Genomic DNA, 19183 nt, shown 5'->3' on the forward strand with positions numbered 1-19183 from the left:
CGCTAGCAGGCGTCGGGGTTGTTTCATGTTCGGGTTGAGGCGTTATGATCGGAGGGGGCGTTGGTGTCTGTGGTGTCATTTTCAGCAAGGGATTGGTCATGGAATTTGAATATCGCTACCTCGGCCGAACCGGCATTCGCGTGAGTCCGCTTTGCCTGGGCACGATGATGTTTGGTGGCAAGACGTCGCCGGAGGACAGCTACGCGATCATCAACCGTGCGATTGATGAGGGCATCAACTTTATTGACACTGCCAACGTCTATGTCAACGGCCGCAGTGAAGAGGTCACGGGCGAAGCGCTAAAGCGCAACGGTCATCGTGACTGGATCGTGCTCGCTACGAAATGTCACGGCAACATGCACAAGGTTCCCAGCAAGGGCGACGATGTCGACGAGACGCAGAAGCTTCGCGCCCGGCTGAACCCGAACCGTTGGGGCAACTCGCGCAGGCAGATTATCGAGCAGTGTGACGCGTCGTTGAAGCGATTGCAGACCGACTGGATCGACCTGTACCAGATCCATCGGCCGCATCCGGATTGTGCGATCGACGAAACGCTGCGCGCCATGGATGACCTCGTGCGAGCGGGCAAGGTTCGATACATCGGCTGTTCGACGTTCGCGGCGTGGCAGGTGGTTGAGTCGCTATGGGCGGCGGATCGTCATCAATTGAATCGCTTTGTGACCGAGCAGCCGCCTTATCACCTGTTGGACCGACGCATCGAGCGAGAGCTGATCCCGGTGGCGCAGACGTATGGCTTGGGGTTGATTCCCTGGTCGCCGCTGGCGGGCGGGTTCCTTACGGGCAAATACAAACGTGGCGTCGATGCGCCGGCCGATACGCGCTACGGCAGCGGGCATGGGCGGTCCGATTCGTTGCTGGGTGTGGATCGCGCGTTTGATGTGGTTGAGGTGCTGGAGCAACTCGCGAAGGCGAAGGGGTGCACAGTGAGCCAGCTTGGGCTGGCGTGGTGCATGCATCAGCCGGGCGTGACGAGTCCGGTCGCCGGGCCGCGCACAATGGAGCAGTTGGAAGATAACCTTGGCGCGTTGAGCGTCGAGGTGACGGACGCGGATCGTCAGAAGCTTGATGAAGTGTCGCCGCCTGGCAGCGTGATCGTGCCTTTTTATGAGGCGCAGTTCGGGCCGAGCGTGCATCGATTTTAGCCAGAGCGAGGGGCTGGGAGGGGCTGTTGGCGGTGGCGCCATGATGCGTTTGGCATTCGCGACGCTTTTCTCTACCCTTTGCTCTTCGTAATAACCGCAAACAGGAGCGTACGACCATGGGTCTACTTGAGGGTAAAAAGGGCATCGTCTTCGGCATCGCCAACGACCGCAGCTATGCGTGGTACATCACCAAGTGCCTTGTCGAGCAAGGGGCGGAGTGTGCGTTTACGCACCTGCCGGACGAGAAGGGCAAGATGGAGCGGCGCTGCCGAATGGCGGTGAAAGAGCTTGGCGTGGAAGACCCGTGGCTTACGCCGTGTGATGTGAGCAAGGACGAGGACCTTGACGCAGTGTTCGCGAAGCTCAAAAGCGACTTTGGCAAGATCGACTTCATCGTGCACAGCGTCGCGTATGCTGACCGGCAGTTTCTCCAGATTGGCAACTTTCACAAGACGTCGCGCGAGGCGTGGACGCAGGCGCTGGACATCAGCGCCTACTCGCTGCTGGCGATGGGCCAACGAGCTGTCGATGTGATGCCCGACGGCGGGGCGATCATCAGCATGACCTACTACGGCGGCGAAAAGGTCATCCCCGGCTACAACATCATGGGCGTCGCCAAGGCCGCTCTGGAACACACCACCCGCTACCTCGCGGCCGACCTGGGCGAAAAGAACATTCGCGTGAATACGATCTCCGGCGGCCCGCTGCGCACACTCGCGGCATCGGCGGTCGGCGGCATCTCGGAAATGTTTGAGCACCAGGAACGCAAGGCCTCGATGAAACGCAATATCACCGGCGACGAGGTGGGCAATACGGCGGTCTATCTGCTGAGCGACCTAAGCTCCGGAGTGACCGGCGAGACGATCCACGTCGATGCAGGCTTCAGCATCGTGGGGCTGTAAAGAGATCTGGTCTTCTGCGAGGCTCGATGGATACACGAACCATGAATACCGTACGATTTGCAATTCTGGGTTCGGGCAGCATTGCTCGGCAGCATGCCAACGCGATCGCGGCGGCGCCTTCCGCGGAACTGGTCGGTGTGTGGAACCGTTCACGCGAAGGCGCGGTGGCGATGGGTGAGGAATTCGGCGTGCCCGGGACGGCCGACCTGCAGGAGATCCTCAGTCGAGCCGATGTCGATGCGGTGACGGTTGCGACGCCCAGCGGCGCACATCTGGACGTGATCGAGCCCGCGGCGGCGGCGGGCAAGCATGTGCTCTGCGAGAAGCCGTTGGAGGTGACGACGGACCGGGTCCGCAAGGTAATTGAAGTGTGCCGCAAGCATGACGTGCTGCTGGCCGGCGTCTTTCAGTCACGGCTTAGCCGAAACGCGCATCGCATCCGTGAGGCGATGCAAAGCGGTCGCTTCGGCAGGCTGGTGCTGGCGAGCATGCAGCTGCGGTGGTATCGAGATCAGGCCTACTACGACAGCAGTGACTGGCGCGGTACGTGGTCGCTCGACGGCGGCGGGGCGCTGATGAACCAGGGCATTCACTTCGTTGATCTGCTTTGCTATCTCGTCGGTGATCCGGACGAGGTGCAGGCCTACGCTGCGACGCGAGCGCATGCTTCAATTGAAGTTGAAGACACGATCGCTGCCACGCTTCATTTCCCCGGTGGAGGCCTGGGCACGATTGAAGCGAGCACCGCGTGTGCGCCGGGCTTTCCCCGTCGGCTGGAGATCTCCGGCGAGCATGGCACTGCTTTGCTGGAAGACGATCGCCTGATCTGCTGGAAGTTTGCCGACGAACAGCCTGAAGATGAGCAGATCCGCGCTGAGGGGTTGGCGGGCGATCAGATGAAAGGCGGGACTTCGGACCCCACTGCGATTGACTGCGAGGGGCACCGCCGACTGATCGAAGACCTGGCTTGCGCGATCCGCGAGAAGCGTGAGCCGATCATCCCGGGCGAGGAAGCACAGCGAGCGGTTCGTGTGATCGAGGCAATCTACCAGGCAGTGCGGGAACGTCGGTCGGTTCAGGTTGCGAAGTGAGATCGGCTCCGCCTAACTGGCATACACACGCATGATCGCCCGCGATCAGCCGTCGCTTGTGGGCGAAGGCGGGCGAGCCTGCCTGATGCCTTTGGCGAAGGCCGCTAACTCTGCCATGGAGTTGGCCGAGTGTACGTCTGGCATGGTTGATCGCGGCGCACGCCAGGCTCGGCCGCCAACCACGAGCACGCCGCCTTGCTCGGTCAGTTTGGCAGCGAGCGGTTGCAGGTTGTTCAGCAGTTCGGGCATCACTTTCTCGTAGCTGACCGACAACCAGACGAGGTCGGGACGATACTTGGCGATCGCTCGTTCCAGCGATGCGATCGGCAGGTTCGGGCCGAGGTTGATTGCCTGCCACTGTTCGTCGAGCAAGGTCATCGACGCCATCAGCGATGGGATGATGTACGTATCTCCGCCCGGCGCTGCGCCGATCGCGAGCGGGGCATTGGGGGGCGGCGGCGGGATGAGTGATCGCAATCGTTCGAGGCCTTGAATGCAGGCGTCGGTCGCACGGTGTTCCTGATGAATGCCATCCGGGTCGTGCTGCCACAGCTTGCCGACTTCGGACATCGCAGCGGCGAACGGGCCATCGCACAAGGATGCCAGCCGTCGGCCGGCCACGAACATCGACAGCGCGAGCGAACGCACGCGTTCCGCATCACCTGACACAATGGCTCGGCAGAGCGCCTCGTCATGATGCGATTGAGCCGATCCCTCGCCGCCTATGCCTGCCAACTCGCCGAGCTCCAGCGGTGCGGGGTCGACCACGAGCATGCCCTCGTCGCGGATGAATCGCAGGGCCTCGCGCTGCTCGATCCGCCGATGGCCGCCGGGCGTACGGGCGACGTCGATACGGCCGGCGTCAATCCACCGCTTCAGCGAGGACTCACTGGCGCCGATCGCCTTTGCAAGCGACTTCGGTGAAAGGTGTACCGTCATTGGTGCCTCGAATGGCTGTTTTGATCGCTTCTGGTTCGGCGGTTTTGAGCTTCGACTCATGAAATCATGCCTCATAATATAACACGAAGCGTCATTTGCCTTGACCAGCAATGGGGGGAGGGCATCTAATATATGAATGCTTTGGATGTTTTTGGGATGGGTCGTTTCAAGTCCAACCCGGCGAAGCGATCCGCAGTGCTTGTCCTTTGAAGAGTGATGCTCCATGATGACTCAATCTGCTGGACCGGGTTATGTGCTGCGGAGCGGTCAGTCGTTTCAGGAACCTGTGGACCGACTGTTTGATTTTTTCTGTTCGCCCGCGAATTTGGAACGGATCACCCCGGGCTGGCTGAACTTTCGCATCCTGCCGCCTTCGCCGACGGACGTGACGCAGGGAACGCGGATCGCTTACCGCATTCGTCTTTACGGTGTTCCGATGAACTGGCTGACTGAGATTACCGCATGGCAGCCACCTGGCCGGTTCGTGGACACGCAAGTTGCCGGGCCTTACAAGCGTTGGGTTCATGAGCATGTGCTGAAAGTTGAGAACGGGTTGACGGTGATGGAAGATACGGTTCGCTTCCTGTCGGCCGGGCCCTCGCTGCTGCTGCCGACGATTCATCGAATGTTTGTCAATCCCAGGGTTCAAGCGATCTTTAACTTTCGACAGCAGTGTCTGCGCGAGTTGTTCCGTTGCCACACTATGTCGCCGGTGACCATCGAGCGAGAGACGAAAGGCCTGGTGTCGAACTAAGATGAACGATTCCATGACACGCCCGGCCAAAAATCCAGAGGATCGTTCGTGCATATTGCTGACCGGCGCAACCGGGTACGTAGGCGGTCGACTGGTGCCGCGGTTGCTCGAAGCGGGCTATCGCGTGCGATGTGTTGTGCGGTCGGCTGATAAACTGGCGGCTCGGCCGTGGGCCAACGATCCGAACATTGAGTCGGTCGAACTGGACCTGTCCGACACGGCCGGCCTTGCTCGAGCGATGCGTGGCTGCTGGTGTGGCTACTACCTGGTGCATTCGATGCAGAGCGGCCGAGCGTACGCAGACGCTGACCGCCAACTCGCGTCGTCGTTCGCCGACGCAGCCGAGCAGGCGGGTCTTGAGCGAATCATCTATCTCGGTGGGCTCGGCGAAATGGGTGATGATCTCAGCGAACATCTTCGCTCCCGGCGGGACGTGGAGCATGTGCTGGCTCAAGGCTCCGTGCCGGTCACTGTGCTGCGGGCCGCGATGGTGATTGGCTCGGGCTCGGCATCTTTTGAAATATTGCGTTATCTGGTTGAGCGCTTGCCGGTGATGATCACGCCGCGATGGGTGCAAACGCTGTCGCAACCGATCGCCATTCGTGACTTGATCGGCTATCTCGTCGCCTGCCTCAGCGTTGAGGAGACCGTCGGCCGTACGATCGACGTTGGCGGCCCGGACATCGTCAGCTACGAGCGGCTGATGCGGATTACCTCCGAAGTGATCGGCTTGCCGCGTCGGTGGATCGTGCCCGTGCCGCTGCTAACGCCGCGGCTCAGTTCGCTGTGGATACATCTGGTGACGCCTGTGAGTTTCCGCATCGCCCGCCCGCTGGCTGAGGGGTTGCGCAACCCGGTGGTTTGTCGGGACGATCTGGCTCAACAGTTGATGCCGCAGCCGTTGTTGTCGGTGGAGCAGGCGATTTCGTTTGCGGTACAGCGGACGCGCGAGCAACAGGTGCAGACCGTGTGGAGCGGGGCGGGCGTCATCCCCGGCGACCCCGACTGGGCGGGGGGCACGGTGCTGGAAGACCGGCGCGAATACCGTGTCAACGCACCCGCGGATGCGGTATTCAATACCATATGTCGGCTTGGCGGGAGGCAAGGCTACTTCGCCTATGACTTACTTTGGCAGGTGCGCGGCGGCCTGGACCGCCTCGTCGGTGGGCCCGGCTTACGCCGTGGACGGCGCGACCCGCAACAGATCGCTTTTGGTGACGCTTTGGACTTCTGGCGGGTCGTCGACTATCAGCCCGGCCGACAACTGACGCTGCGCGCCGAGATGAAAGTGCCCGGTGAAGCCGTCCTGCAATTCAATGTCGAACACGACGAAGGTGACAACACGCGATGCCTCATGATTCAGACCGCACGCTTTCGGCCGCGCGGCTTGGGTGGCATCGCATACTGGTACGCGCTACTGCCCATGCATGCACTGATCTTCGGCGGGATGCAACGCGGCATCGCACGAGCTGCAATCAGTCAGCTGTAACGCAACAACCGATCGTCGTTGCCGAGTCGGCTCCACCTGTCAATGAGTCGTTCAGCTGGCGGCATAGCTTCGGCCGCGCCAACTCACGGGTTGCCCGATCAGTTTGCGCGAGTATGCGTACCACTGGATGCCAAGCAGCATCATCACGCCGATCGGCCGCAGCAGCAGACTCAGCCACGGATGGCCGAACCGCCACCATGCCAGCGTGTTGCTCGTCACAGCCAGCAGCAGCGCTACGCCCGCCAAGACGACGGTGGCCGACGATCTAAAGTCAGCCGGTACCCCGAAGCCGAACACAATCGCCGCGAAAAGCCAGGGCAGGACATGCCCGCCGAACAGCAGCACGCTCCAGACCCAGATGCCAACGGAGGTGGCGAGCCCTTCTGTCGCGTTCTTGGCGAATCCCTGCCAGACCGCGGCGGGCGAGTCGTACATGCGACATCGGGCGATGTCCTGTGCATCAAAAATATCCGTTGCATGACCCGCCTGTCGGAACGTGCGCGGCAGCATGATGCCGTCGTGCAGTGTGGCGCGGATGGCGGCGTGTCCGCCGACCTGGTGGTAGGTGTTTCGGTCCGCCATAAACATCTGGCCGCAGCCGGCGGCAAAGCCCGGCGACGTGCTCTTGCGCATCCGGTCCAGGGGCAGGTAACCCAGCAGGACAATATGAATCAAAGGTACGACCAGCGCTTCTGCCCACGTCCTGCAAACCTGATAGGGGAACCCGCTGACCAGTGGCGCGTTGGAACGGTCCATGAACGCAACGGTTCGTTCAATCGCATCGGGGGTCAGGCGAATGTCCGCGTCGATCCACATCAGTCGATCGTTTCGAGCATGTCGTGCGAGTACATGGCAGGCATGTTGCTTGCCACACCAGCCGGCGGGCAGTGACGGCGCGCGATGCAGGCGAACGCGTGAGTCATGCGAGGCGATCTCGCTGACCACCTCATCCGTGCCGTCGGTGGAACGATCGTCAAGCACGAGCACTTCCATTTCAACACCTTCATTGGCGAGCACCTCGCGCAGGCAGTCGGCAATCGAATCCGCCTCGTCGCGTGCCGGGATAAGCACGGAGACCGTCGGTTGGCGGTCGGTGTTGCGTTTCGTCTTGGGGGCGCGTTGGAAGTTGGAGAGGTTGACCGCCAGCATCAACGTGGGAATCATCGCCAACACAACCGTCACAATGCCAATCACTGGCCAGATCATCGCGCCTCCTTTGTATCGTTGTCGAAGGATGATCCGCCGTGGGAGGGATCGAAGCGTTGGCCACGCGCCCATGCCTTGCAGCGGCGCCACAAGTCATACACGCCACCGATGCCACGTCGGCCGTCGAGCAGGTTGTCAAACAGCGCAGGATCGCGCGTCTGAGACGCGGTTGCCAAGCGATCCATTGTGCGCTCCAGCCGATGCGCCAATTCCCGCTGCCACTCAGTGACGTCCCATTGCTTGGCAGCCTCGGCTGTATTAATCGGATCACCAAAAGCCATCAATGCTTCAGGCGTGCTTTCGTCCCAGAAAATGTATTCGATGGCGACCGGCACGATTCGGGCGTGCGGCAGCCGACGAGCCAGATGCGCCAGGCCCGGCCTTAACTGCACGGGGCGAAGACGCGGGTCGGTGAACTGGCCTTCCGCTGTGATCCACAAAGCGGCATCGGGCTGTGCAAGAATCGCCTGACCGACTCGAAGCAACTTCGCCGCGCCGCGGGTGCTGTTCGGCTCGATGCCAAAAAAACCCAACCGCTCAAAGAATGCATATTTGCCAAGCATGGCCGCGTCGATGGGTGCGTAATGTTGACGTTGCGGGTACCGCTGCGTCGCGAGCAGCGCCAGCATCAACGGGTCCCACCAACTCGGATGGTTGACATAAAACACGACGGGCGTGTCCGACGGAAGATCGCAAGTCGACTCACGCAGTACCCGCACCGCATTGAATTGCTTGCCCACGTACCGACGAACGTAGCGCACGAACATTGCCAGCAGCCTTGGCGAGCGGCGCGGCAGGTTGGCATGGCGAGGTTGTGTGCGCGGTTGAGTCATTGCCGGATCAATCCCTGACGGCGCCGTGCCGTTGCTTTGCAGGCGTTCACGCCATCGCCTTCGTCTTCATCGTCGACTGTTTATCAACCACGGCGTCCTGATCCAGCACGTCGGCGGCGATCCAGCCGGACTGTAGCACCATCGGCATGCCGGGGCCGGGATGGGCCGCGCCGCCGGCGAGGTAAAGGCCCTTGATGCGATCGCTGCGATTGCCCGGCTTGAATGCGCCGGTCCATTTGCCGTGGCTGGCGAGGCCGTAGATCGCACCATTGAGAACGCGATACCTGTCGTGAATATCCTGCGGCGTCAGAGCGTGCTCGGTGACGATGCGCTCGCGGATGTCGGTCAGGCCGGCGGTGCGTTCGAGTTTGTCCAGAATGGTTTCGCGATACGCAGGCAGTAGCTTTGTCCAGTCGTGGTGCGGCCGAAGGTATGGCGTGTGAACCAGCACGTAGAGCGCTTCGCCGCCGGGCGGCGCGGAGGCAGGCTCGGTGCGGGCGGTTGCCGCGAGATAGCAGGTGGGGTCTGGCGCAGGCTCGCCTCGGCGATAGATGTAGTCGAACTCCTCATCCGGGTCGCGGCTGAATACGAAGTCGTGATGCGCCAGATGCGGATAAGCTTCGCGCAAACCCAGGTAAAGCACGACGCCGCTGCATGCAGGCTCGTATCGACTGAGCGCGTCGCGACCGAGGGCGTGGTTGCCCTGATGGTCGTGGCCATCGACGAGTTCGCGCATGGTACGCACGGCGTCCATGTTGGACACCACTGCACCACAAGCATGCACCTGTCCATCTTCGGTGATGACGGACTGGACACGGCCGGCCTGCGTGACTATGCGCGACACGCCCACGCCGGTGTGAATGCGCACCCCCAGGTCGACTGCCACCCGGGCCAGCGTTTCGGGCACGGCCCGCGTGCCGCCGATCGGATACCACACGCCCTCATTGACCTGCATGCTGGCGATGCCACAGAGGATGGTGGGCGAGGCGAACGGCGACGAGCCGACGTACTGCGTGAAGTGATCCAGCATCTGGGCCACCCGCTCATCGGGCACGTACTTGCGAATCGTGGCGGCGACGCTTCGGCCCATTCGCATACTCAGCACATCGCCGAGCGTGCGAGCATTGAACGAAAGCCCGAGGCTGACCATGTCGCCGATCGAGCCAATGGGCTTGTCAAAAAAGAACCGCTCGGAGATGTCGTGCAACCGCTCGGCGTAGCGGATGAACGCGGCATACTGCCTGGTTTGCTTTTCATCCAGCCCGAACGCTTTCAATTCCTGCTGCATCTGCTGCACTTGTTCGCGCAGGTCCAGCACATCGCCGCTATCGAAAAAGCATCGCCACTGTGGGTCGAGGCGGACGAGTTCCAATTCTTCGTCCATGTTTCGCCCCGCCTCGTCAAAAATGCGACGGAGCATTTTCGGCATCGTGACAATGGTGGGCCCCATATCGAATCGATAGCCGCGATCGTGAAGTTGGCACGCTTTTCCGCCAACCCATGCGTTGCTTTCAAACAATGAGACGGCGTAGCCTCGGCCGGCCAACGTACACGCGGCGGCGAGTCCCGCGAGCCCGCCGCCAATGACGATCACGCGATCGCGGTCGGACTTCGCAAGCTGTGAGGCATTGGTGCTGGTGGTGATCATGGTGGTTTCCTGTGTCCTTATTGCCCCATGCGGATCAGCTTCCGCCACGCCTGAATCCGACGGCGCCACGGTCCGTGACTCGCCTGAATGAGCGTCTCGATCCGGTCTGCATCGTTGTCGCGCTGCGGCATGAGATGCGCCTGCAAGCGAGCGGGGCGATCGACGACGCAGCGAATCTGTGTCAGTTCGAGCAGGCCCGCCGCGCCGCGCGTCACGCCGAAACCACTTTCGCCTCGTCCGCCAAATGGTAGCCGGGGGTCCGCGGTAGGGGCGATCAAGTCATTGACGGTGACGACGCCTGCCTGCACCTGCTGCGCCAGCGCCGCCGCCGACTTCGGCTTGCCGAATACGCTCGCCCCTAACGCATAGTCGCACGCCTGATCCAGCGAAAGCGCCTGTTCATCCGACGCCACCGACACCAGCGACAACACGGGGGCGAACAGGTCGGTGCGCAGCAGTTCGTCGGCGGGTGACACGTTTTTAAGCACGAACGGCCTGACCCGTCCGTCGCCCATCGCCTCGCCTGCGATGAGCTCTGCCCCATCTTGTCGCGCCTGCTCAACCAACACCCGCAGCCGATCGACCGCCGTTGGCTGGGCGTGCAACGCTGGCCCGTCTTTAAATGCCTTTGCGAGGCGTTGGCATAAGGCGTCGTGGCAGGCTTCGTGAACCCAAGCGCGACGTGGCGCGATGCATGTTGCGCTGCTGTTGATCGATAGCCCGAAGGTGAGGCATCGCGTTACATGATCGAGATCCGCGTCGGCTTGAACGAAGACCGAGTCGCAGCCGGACAACTCAAGCGTCACTGGTGTAAGCTGCTCGGTACATCGTCGCATGACGTCGCGCCCGGCCTGGCTTGATCCGGTCATCACCACGTGATCGACGCCGACGTCAATGGCGTTCAGCCCCGCCTCGATGCTGTCATCCAGCACTTGCACCAGCCCTGTCGGCAACCCGGCGTCGAGCGCCAGCTTCGCAAGCATCGCCGCGGCGGGTTGCCCCAGTCGGCCGGGCTTGAGCAGCACGGCGTTGCCCGCAGTCAGCGCTTGTCCCATCGGTGCACCGCCGAGCAGCAGCGGATAATTGAACGGGCAGATAATCAGCACGACGCCCTTCGGCTCGCGGTAGATCGTACTCCGCGAGCCCCAGAGCCAGATCGGCCGACCTCGCGCACCAAGCTGACGCGGGCGAAGCACCGCCCGGGCACGCTTCTCCAAAAACCGCCAACCGTCAAGCAATGGCAGCACCTCGGCGGCCAGCGTTTCCGCAGTGCTACGTCGCTGGGGCAGCGCGGACGTCAGTTGCTCGGCCACGTTACGAGCATCAACTGAGAGCGCGCGGCGCATACGGCCAATCACTGTCAGTCGCTCGGCCAGCGGCGTGCGGGCCCAGGCAGACTGCGCCGCGCGCGCCAGCTTCACGTGATCCGCGATCGATTCATGCTCAACGATCGAGACGTTCATGCCATCGCCTCTACAGTCTGCATAGGCCTCGGCCGGGCCGTGCTCGGCCCCGCATGCCAGTCTACGTTGATGCCCAGATCAGAAACCAGCAATTCGCTGCTGATCAAGGCCGACTGGTAAATCACTGGCAGTCCGGAGCCGGGATGCGTGCCGCCGCCAACGAGATACACACCTTGCAGATCTTCGAAACGGTTCCTCGGCCGAAGATGGAGCATCTGCCTGAACGTATGGGCGAGGTTGAACGTCGCCCCCCGGTAGATGTTCATCTGCGACTGCCAGTCCTGTGGCGTCAGCACACGCTCGTAACGGATATGTGATTCAATGTCGTCCAGCCCCAACGCATGGAGCTTGCCCAGCACGGTTCGACGAAAGCGGGCCTGCTCGTGGGTCCAGTCGATATTTTCGTGCATGTGCGAAACTGGTGCGAGCACGTAAAGCGAGCTATGGCCCGGCGGCGCCATGGTCGGATCGGTCACGACCGGATTGTGGACGTAGATCGAGGGGTTGTCGGAAAGCGTGTGGTTGCGCTCGATGTCGTACAGGTTCTGCTGGTAATCGCTGGAGAGCATGATCGTGTGATGCGCCACCTCGTCGTATCGCCGATCCAGCCCGAGGTACATCATGAACGTGGAGCAGGAGTACTTTTTCTTCGCCAGCTTGCGGTCCCGCCAGCGTCGGCGAAGGTGATCCGGTACGAGCTGCTGCATGGCATGTGCGAAGTCCGCGTTGATGACCAAGGCATCGCAGGGGTAGAGCCCTTGATCGGTTTGGACTGCGGTCGCTCGCTTGCCGGTGAAGTTGATCTTTTGCACTGTCTCACCGAGATGGATGGCGGCACCCATCTGCGATGCCGCGTCGGCCATGGCTTGACTCACCGCACCGCATCCGCCGCGTGGGTGGTAGACGCCGTACTCGTATTCCAGAAACGAGAGAATGGTAAAGAGGCTCGGGCATTGAAAAGGAGACATGCCCAGGTACTTGCTCTGGAACGAGAACGCCAGTCGGATGCGCGGATCTTCAAAGTAGCGTTTCAGGTCATGATCCACGCTCGACCAAGGGCGCACGAGGCCGATGGCGCGCGGATCGAGTTTGAGCAGATCCGTCCAACCGTTGAAAGCCCGTTGGAGGATCGGCTTGAACGCCGCGAACTTTCGCCGGTTGTCTGCGAGGTAGTGATCCAGCCGACCGGCATCATTGGGCGATAGCGCAGCGATGGCTTGCTTCATCCGCTGGACGTTCGGCGTGGCGAGCAGTTCGCCACCTTGCTCAAAGATCAGCCGATACTGCGGGTCCAGGCGAATGAGTTCGACATGGTCGTGCAGGTTCAGGCCGCAGCGCTGAAACACCTCTTCGAGCACCGCGTGATAGAGGAAAAAAGTCGGGCCCAAGTCAAAGCGATAGCCGGCGTCCGTCACATGCGTCGATGTCCGCCCGCCGGGGGTGACCATCCGCTCAAGTACGGTGACATCCAACCCCGCCCGCGTCAGCAGCATGGCCGAGGCAAGCCCGCCCGGTCCGCCGCCCACGATGACCACTTTTTCAGGCATGACATATTCCAGCGTGTGAGTTTGCCAATGGCCTCGCGGTGAGGCTGTGGAGATTATACACATAGATGAACGTTTTGAACGTTTTTAGAGAGAATTTATTCCGTGTCCGCATCTGGACGCTCCGTTCGACCCGTCTTCTTGCGGTTTTAGGCGGCTGAGTCGCCGGTGGGGTGAGCCAGAAAGACGCTGCATTGGACTTGGCGAAGAAACGTGGTTCCCCTTACGTTTCCACCAGCAAACGGCCTCTGGGCAGGCTCGGGTGCCGTTTCATACGGAATACCCATCTAACTCGGGTTCTGTGTATGAGGCGAAGCCCACGGATTGAATCCGTGGGCTTCAGCGCGTCTGGACCTGCGCAGCCGACAGCTGCACGGAGGGTGTGGCGAGCGGTTTATTTTGAAATGAGTCTGGTCTGCTTTACGGTTGATCGTCCGGGCGATCATGTCCGTCGGTGTCGTGCTTGGGCTGGCGGTAGAGGTCGAGGTAGAACTCGAGCATCTCTTTATCGTGCACGCTGCGTGTGCGGGTGTGCTGGAAGCCGACGTGGTCGAACAGGTCGACAGCGGCGTCTCGGCTGAAGCGTGTGTCGAGCACCACCTTGAGGTAGCCGTGGTGTCGGCAGTGATTGATGGCGGTCTTGATCAGGGCGGAGGGGATTTCGGTCTGTTGGTGGTTACTGTCGACGCGGAGTCGACGGATCTCGGCGGTGTTTTCGTCGTCGCTGCCGACGCCGATCATGCCAAGGACCTGGCCGTCGACTTCGGCGACCCAGAAGTGGTGACGTTCGTCGTCGAAGTAGGCTTCGCGGATGTTTTCGATGTCGGCCCCGGTATCGTTGGGCGCGAGCTGGCCGGCGAGCAGGCCGTGGGCGTATAGCCGAGCGACAGCCTGCTGGTCTTTGGGCTCAAACGGCCGGACCTTCAGGCCTGCGACGGTTTCCGTGTGTCTTTCACTCGACATGACGTTGTCTGCTTTGCCAGATCGCCTTTTCTACATGGCGGGCGACATTGATTTTATCATCACGATCCGCCGACGGGATAGAACGTCAGCTCATCGTCGGCCGTATCCAGCACGGCCACGGTGTAACGTTGGGCCCGGAACAGTGCACCGGGGTTGATCACGCGGGTCGAGCCCTGGCGTTGATCAAGCGTGCGGTGCGTGTGCCCGTGGCAGAGGTAACGCACCTGCTCGGCGATCGCCTGGTGGAGCACGTCGGCCTGGTGGCCGTGGCAGAACACAAGCGTGCCTTGTTCCACTGGCAGCCGACCGACGGGGTCGTCCACGTGCACACCAAGTTCGCGGGCATAGCGGGCCAGGGCATCGGTGTCCCAGTCCGTGTTGCCGAAGACAAGGTGCGCTTCGATTGGTTGGCCGGAGCGCTGGCTTATCTCGCCGGCCAGTGCGTCGATAACCTCGACCGTGCCGACATCGCCGAGGTGCACCAGCAGATCAACTTCCTGCGAGAGCAATACCTCCACGGCCAGCCGTGTGGTTTTAGCGCGGCCATGTGAATCCGATAGCAGACCAATTCGCGGCAATGATGCTCTCCCCGCCTGTCACCTTAACGCAGGGCCATCCGACAAGTGTAGAGAATGCCATGGGATAATCAAATCGGCCCGATCCGCGCGATGGCGGGTACGGGCCGGTGGGAAGTTGCTGGTTGAAGGCAGGGTTGGCGGGCCTCCGTCATCGGCTTGTTTTCCCATACGCCGTCGGGCCGCTATGCTTTGCGGACGATAACGACGATGTATGTGGATTGACCCTGTATGAGTGATGTGCTGGCAGAGATTGTTGCTCACAAGCGGACCGAGGTTGCCCGTGCTCAGCAGCGGATTCCGTTGGAGCAGATCAAGGAGCGGGCGGAGCAGAGCGCGTCGCCGCGTAACTTTTTCGCGGCGGTGACGCGGCCGAAGGGCGAACTGCGCGTCATAGCCGAGATCAAGAAGGCCAGTCCCTCCGCCGGTCTGATCCGTGAAGATTTCGACCCGGTGGCGCTCGCGCGGGCCTACCACGAAGCCGGGGCCGCGGCGATCAGCTGTTTGACGGATGAGAAGTACTTCCAGGGGTCGCTGGATTACATCGCGCAGATCAAGGAAGCGGTGCCGCTGCCGGTGCTGCGCAAGGATTTCATCATCGATCCGTACCAGGTGTACGAGGCCCGTGCTGCGGGGGCGGACGCGATCCTGCTGATTGGCGAGTGTCTGGGGGAGGCCGAGCTGCTGGATCTGCTGATCCTGGCGCACTCATTGAAGCTGACGACGCTGATCGAGGTGCACGAGGTCGAGCATCTGCTTAAGATCCGCCCGCACATCGGTTTCCCGCACCCGGCGTATACGCTGTTGGGGATCAATAATCGCGATTTGAAGTCGATGACGACCGACATCGGCCATACGTTTCGGCTGTTGGGCATGATCGAGGAAAGCGATATCGACATCCTCGTCAGCGAGTCGGGCATCAAGACGCCGGACGACATCCGCCGACTCGCTGAGGCGGGGGTGCACCGCATTCTCGTAGGCGAGCACCTGATGCGCCAGCCCGACCCCGGGCAGGCGTTGCGGGAGTTGATGGGGGGGTAGGGGGAGGTTTCTGGTTTCTCGTTCTTGGTTCCTGGTTGTGATTTGGTCAGACCATGGTCAAAGTGGCCGGAAACGAGAAGCCCGGTTTGCAATTGGCAGGCCGGCATGTAACAATATCTGACTCGACGTTTTCAGCCCGGCACACCGGAAAGGACAGAGGTTCACATGGCGATCCGTATCAAATCGCGCGGCAACGAGTCGGTGGAGCAGATGCTTCGCCGCTTTAAGAAGCTGTGCGAAAAGGAAGGCTTGACCAAGGACATCAAGAAGCGTGCGTTTTACGAGAAGCCCTCGGAACGCAAGCAGCGTGCACTGCGTAAGGCCGAGAAGCGTCGGCAGCAGCAGGGCATGTTCGGCACGACTGCGCCGCCGCGTCGCGGACGCTGATGCCAGCCGTAACTAAGTGAGATTCATGACAAGCCGTGCCATGCCCATGGCGACGGCTTTTGTCATGCGCTTTCGCGGCGAAGAGCGGCGTCGCTCGCTGCTGGAACCGCGGTGTTGCGAGTTGGAGGAGGGGGTTGTGGGTCGCCGGGCTTGGATGGCGATGCTATACTCAGGGTTGACGTCTGGCCGATGATCCTGCGAATCGGTATCGGACCCCGTGTCACGGGAAGGAACGAACATGGCAACGAGTTTCGGCGCGCTTTGCACCGACTTCTATGTGAACCAGAAACTGGCGTTGAAGATGGACCTGCCCGCCGAGCGGGAGACAGTCCTGCACTTCTTCGACCGGGTGCGCAAGAGCTCGCCGAGCATGAATCGGTTTCGTCGTTACGACGGCGAGTTTGCCCTTGAATCGTCTCGTCGCGACCCGCAGTATCGGTGGATGGCGTTGCGTCGCACGAGCTTGCGCACGGGCCATGTCAACCCGGATTCGATGGAGCAGGCGTATCGCTTTCACCGCGAAATTCTTGAGCTTGCGCCGCATTTTCTGACTATCAGCCCGCTGGACGTGGATTACCTTGAGTTGCTGTACGGCTTCGATCTGGAGTGTGATGGCAATCACGATCAGGTGATTTACGAAGCGTTGTACGAGAACACGCCGATGGCGGAGGCGCTCAAGGCCCCGGGTGTGAAGATGCTGGACGTGCAGCCGATCTTCGGGCTGTCGCTGAGCGATCGGGGGGACATTCAGGCGTACTTCGAGGTGAAGACTCGGCCGAAGAGTCGGCGGGGATCGAGCAAGCCCTATCGCGGCGAGCCGATCAGCCTGTTCGTGACGGTTCGCAAGTATGGCCCGATCGACGACCTGGTGGATCTGCAGACGGCGTTTGACAAGTTGTCGGAGCATGTGGAAACGCTGGCGACCGAGCGGCTGGTGCCGCATCTGCTGACGCCGATCGCGCGGCATATCACGTCCGGGTCGGCGTGACCCTTCCGGAAATCGTAGCAATGCATGGGGGAACGTCGATAGAGAGTGGGCTGTTGTTGTGCGCGTGAGGGCAGTGCACCTTAAGGTGCACTGCCTTGGGTGAGACATGGAGGTTGTGATGGGTGAACGGTTGAAGGTGTTGGTCCTCGCGGGCGGACCCGACCGGGAGCGGGAGGTGAGCCTGGTGTCGGGGGCTGCCGTCGCGGCGGCGCTGGGTGAGGCGGGGCATGAGGTACGGCAAAGCGATGTCGGGCCCGGCGATCTGTCGGCGTTGGACGCGTTTGTGCAATGGGATGGCGATGTAATCTTCCCTGTGCTGCACGGAAGGTGGGGCGAAGGTGGCGGGCTGCAGCGCGTGCTGGATGAGCGTGCGTTGCCTTACGTCGGTTGTCGAGCGGAGGCGGCCGCGCTCTGCATGGACAAGGGGGCGACGAAGCAGGTGCTGGTGGAGCAGGGGCTGCCCACGCCGACGGGGGCGGTGGTGGAGCGGGGGGCGTTGACGACATTGCAAGGCGTGGAGGCGCCGTGCGTGGTGAAGGCGGTGGACGAAGGGTCAAGCTTCGGAATGGCGATCTGTCAGACCGCGGACGAGGCGACGGCGGCGGTCGGCCGACTGCTCGGCGAGTATGAGCGGGTGGTGGTGGAGCAATATGTGAAGGGCATGGAAGTGACGGTGGGGGTGATCGACGCAGCGGAGGGCGAGGGCGTCGAGGGGCTGCCAGCGATCCAGATCGTGCCCGCTGGCGCGTTTTACGATTTCCAGGCGAAGTATGAGAGTGATGCGACGCAATACCGGTTTGATGTGGCGTTGCCGGGCGAGGTGATGGCGGAGATTCAGCGGTTGGCGTTGCAGGCGTACGAGGTGCTGGGGGTGAGGCATATGGGGCGGGTGGATTTTCTGGTGGATGAGCAGGGTCGGCCCTGGATTCTGGAGGTGAACACCATCCCCGGCTTCACGAGCCATTCGCTGCTGCCGATGGCGGCGGCGAAGGCGGGGCTGGCGATGCCGGCGCTGGTGGATCGGCTGGCGCGGCTGGGGCAGGGGTGATCGTCGTTCATTGGCGTTTTGGGCGGTGGCTGGCCGATTAGGGGATAGCTTGAAACTCGGTGGCATTGTTGAAGCCGCCGAAAGTGTTTCGTGGAGAAGGAATACACGGGAGTGAGCATGGGCTGGTTTCTTGGCGGTACATCAAAGAAGAAGGGCCGAGCGAGCACGCGCGGCAAGAGCAAGTCTGCCAAAGGCGTCGGGCCGAGCTGGGACCCGCAGCGGACGATCTTCGCCGCGAAGGTGCTGGTGGGCTTCGCGGTGCTGGTGACGCTGGTGGTCGGCTGGCGGTGGTCGGAAACTTGGCTGCGCGAGTATGTCAAGGAGGAGCACGGGCAGGCGGTTGCGGCGGAGGATGTGTTGCTGGGTGACACCGGCCGTATCCCGATGCTGGCGGTGGAGCAGTTGCAGGAGTTTGTCGCGGAGCATGTGACGGGCGATCCGCTGGATGGCGAGTCGCTTCGCGTGGCGGCCCGGCTGCTGGAGCGCGACGCATGGGTGCGGGAGTTGCGGCAGTTGCGTCGGCTGAGCGGCGGTCGCGTGCTGGTGGAGGCGGAGTATCGCCAGCCGATGGCGATGATCGAGGACGGCGGGGTGTATCACGTGGTGGACGGCGAAGGTATCCGCCTGCCGGCGTTGTACATGACGCAGCGGACGGACGTGGACCTGCCGTTGATTGTGGGCGTGGCGTCGGGGCCGGGGCCGGTGGGGGAGGTCTGGCCTGGGCGTGACGTGCAGGCCGGGTTGGCGCTGGTGTCGATGTTGGAGCATGAGGCGTTCGCCGACCAGATCCGGGCGTATGACGTGAGCGGACGCGATCCGCGAGGTCGGCTAAGGCTGAGCCTGTGGACGACCGGCGGAGGCGTGGTTCGCTGGGGCCTGCCGCCAGGCGAAGAGCCGGGCATTGAAACGCGGGCGGCGGAGAAAGTGCTCCGGCTGCGCGAGGTGGATGAGCGGCGCGGTGCCATTGATGCGGGTGGAAAGGTCGTTGATGTTTACGGCGCGACGACCACGATTCAGGTTTCTCAGCCTGTGCCGAGCGGCGGCGAGCCGATGTCGGCGTACACTTTGGGTAGATAAGCAGTTAGACTGAAGTGTCGGGCGTGTTGCTCGGCGGCTGCGCGGACGTTGGGGGGATACCCCGGACGCGGC

18 protein-coding genes are annotated in these 19183 nt (G+C 62.0%); 10 read left to right on the forward strand and 8 right to left on the reverse strand.

Annotated features, from left to right (window positions below):
* The first annotated feature begins 98 nt into the window (after nt 1-98).
* From ACERK3_03050 to ACERK3_03060, 3 genes are all read left to right on the forward strand, one after another.
* A complete protein-coding gene (locus ACERK3_03050) occupies nt 99-1163 on the forward strand; it encodes an aldo/keto reductase (GenBank protein ID MFA9477267.1) in 1065 nt (354 codons plus the stop codon).
* A gap of 116 nt (nt 1164-1279) precedes the next feature.
* On the forward strand, nt 1280-2065 hold the full coding sequence (locus tag ACERK3_03055; GenBank protein MFA9477268.1) for an enoyl-ACP reductase: 786 nt from the start codon (nt 1280-1282) through the stop codon (nt 2063-2065).
* 41 nt (nt 2066-2106) lie between these two features.
* A complete protein-coding gene (locus tag ACERK3_03060; GenBank protein ID MFA9477269.1) occupies nt 2107-3156 on the forward strand; it encodes a Gfo/Idh/MocA family protein in 1050 nt (349 codons plus the stop codon).
* Nucleotides 3157-3201: 45 nt separating this feature from the next.
* On the opposite strand, the gene ACERK3_03065 is transcribed toward ACERK3_03060, so the two are convergent.
* Nucleotides 3202-4095, reverse strand: a complete 894-nt coding sequence (locus ACERK3_03065; protein ID MFA9477270.1) for a B12-binding domain-containing protein — start codon at nt 4093-4095, stop codon at nt 3202-3204.
* Nucleotides 4096-4318: 223 nt separating this feature from the next.
* Between ACERK3_03065 and ACERK3_03070 the strand changes: the two genes are divergently transcribed.
* Together ACERK3_03070 and ACERK3_03075 are read left to right on the forward strand one after the other, a co-directional pair.
* Nucleotides 4319-4849: a CDP-paratose 2-epimerase gene (locus tag ACERK3_03070; protein ID MFA9477271.1), complete on the forward strand. Its 531-nt coding sequence runs from the start codon at nt 4319-4321 to the stop codon at nt 4847-4849.
* Nucleotides 4850-4862: 13 nt separating this feature from the next.
* A complete protein-coding gene (locus tag ACERK3_03075; protein MFA9477272.1) occupies nt 4863-6338 on the forward strand; it encodes an SDR family oxidoreductase in 1476 nt (491 codons plus the stop codon).
* A 51-nt stretch (nt 6339-6389) separates the two neighbouring features.
* Here the strand turns inward: ACERK3_03075 and ACERK3_03080 are convergent, their stop codons facing one another.
* The 7 genes from ACERK3_03080 to ACERK3_03110 form a co-directional block, all read right to left on the reverse strand.
* The gene (locus ACERK3_03080; protein ID MFA9477273.1) at nt 6390-7544 is read right to left on the reverse strand and encodes a glycosyltransferase family 2 protein; all 1155 of its coding nucleotides are present in this window, start codon (nt 7542-7544) and stop codon (nt 6390-6392) included.
* The gene (locus ACERK3_03085) at nt 7541-8377 is read right to left on the reverse strand and encodes a lysophospholipid acyltransferase family protein (GenBank protein ID MFA9477274.1); all 837 of its coding nucleotides are present in this window, start codon (nt 8375-8377) and stop codon (nt 7541-7543) included. The genes ACERK3_03080 and ACERK3_03085 overlap by 4 nt, the downstream gene beginning before the upstream one ends.
* A 46-nt stretch (nt 8378-8423) precedes the next feature.
* Nucleotides 8424-10025 (reverse strand): phytoene desaturase family protein, encoded by a 1602-nt coding sequence (locus tag ACERK3_03090; GenBank protein MFA9477275.1) that lies wholly within the window; start codon nt 10023-10025, stop codon nt 8424-8426.
* A gap of 17 nt (nt 10026-10042) precedes the next feature.
* Nucleotides 10043-11488, reverse strand: a complete 1446-nt coding sequence (locus ACERK3_03095) for an aldehyde dehydrogenase family protein (protein ID MFA9477276.1) — start codon at nt 11486-11488, stop codon at nt 10043-10045.
* The gene (gene crtI / locus ACERK3_03100) at nt 11485-13035 is read right to left on the reverse strand and encodes a phytoene desaturase family protein (GenBank protein MFA9477277.1); all 1551 of its coding nucleotides are present in this window, start codon (nt 13033-13035) and stop codon (nt 11485-11487) included. Before crtI ends, ACERK3_03095 begins: the two co-directional genes overlap by 4 nt.
* Nucleotides 13036-13452: 417 nt before the next feature.
* Nucleotides 13453-13995: a GNAT family N-acetyltransferase gene (locus ACERK3_03105; protein ID MFA9477278.1), complete on the reverse strand. Its 543-nt coding sequence runs from the start codon at nt 13993-13995 to the stop codon at nt 13453-13455.
* Between the two features lie 59 nt (nt 13996-14054).
* The gene (locus tag ACERK3_03110; GenBank protein MFA9477279.1) at nt 14055-14573 is read right to left on the reverse strand and encodes a metallophosphoesterase; all 519 of its coding nucleotides are present in this window, start codon (nt 14571-14573) and stop codon (nt 14055-14057) included.
* 228 nt (nt 14574-14801) lie between these two features.
* On the opposite strand from ACERK3_03110, the gene trpC reads away from it, so the two are divergent.
* The 5 genes from trpC to ACERK3_03135 all read left to right on the forward strand — a co-directional run bounded on the left by trpC (nt 14802) and on the right by ACERK3_03135 (nt 19111).
* Nucleotides 14802-15611 carry an indole-3-glycerol phosphate synthase TrpC gene (gene trpC, locus ACERK3_03115; protein MFA9477280.1) on the forward strand — a complete coding sequence of 270 codons (810 nt, stop codon included), beginning with the start codon at nt 14802-14804 and terminating at the stop codon, nt 15609-15611.
* A gap of 165 nt (nt 15612-15776) precedes the next feature.
* On the forward strand, nt 15777-15998 hold the full coding sequence (rpsU, locus tag ACERK3_03120; protein ID MFA9477281.1) for a 30S ribosomal protein S21: 222 nt from the start codon (nt 15777-15779) through the stop codon (nt 15996-15998).
* A gap of 238 nt (nt 15999-16236) precedes the next feature.
* A complete protein-coding gene (locus tag ACERK3_03125) occupies nt 16237-16986 on the forward strand; it encodes a hypothetical protein (GenBank protein MFA9477282.1) in 750 nt (249 codons plus the stop codon).
* A 118-nt stretch (nt 16987-17104) separates the two neighbouring features.
* Nucleotides 17105-18034 carry a D-alanine--D-alanine ligase gene (locus ACERK3_03130; protein MFA9477283.1) on the forward strand — a complete coding sequence of 310 codons (930 nt, stop codon included), beginning with the start codon at nt 17105-17107 and terminating at the stop codon, nt 18032-18034.
* A gap of 117 nt (nt 18035-18151) precedes the next feature.
* Nucleotides 18152-19111 (forward strand): cell division protein FtsQ/DivIB, encoded by a 960-nt coding sequence (locus ACERK3_03135; protein ID MFA9477284.1) that lies wholly within the window; start codon nt 18152-18154, stop codon nt 19109-19111.
* Nucleotides 19112-19183: the final 72 nt, after the last annotated feature.

The organism is Phycisphaerales bacterium AB-hyl4 (assembly GCA_041821185.1).
In the GTDB taxonomy this organism is placed as follows: domain Bacteria; phylum Planctomycetota; class Phycisphaerae; order Phycisphaerales; family Phycisphaeraceae; genus Natronomicrosphaera; species Natronomicrosphaera hydrolytica.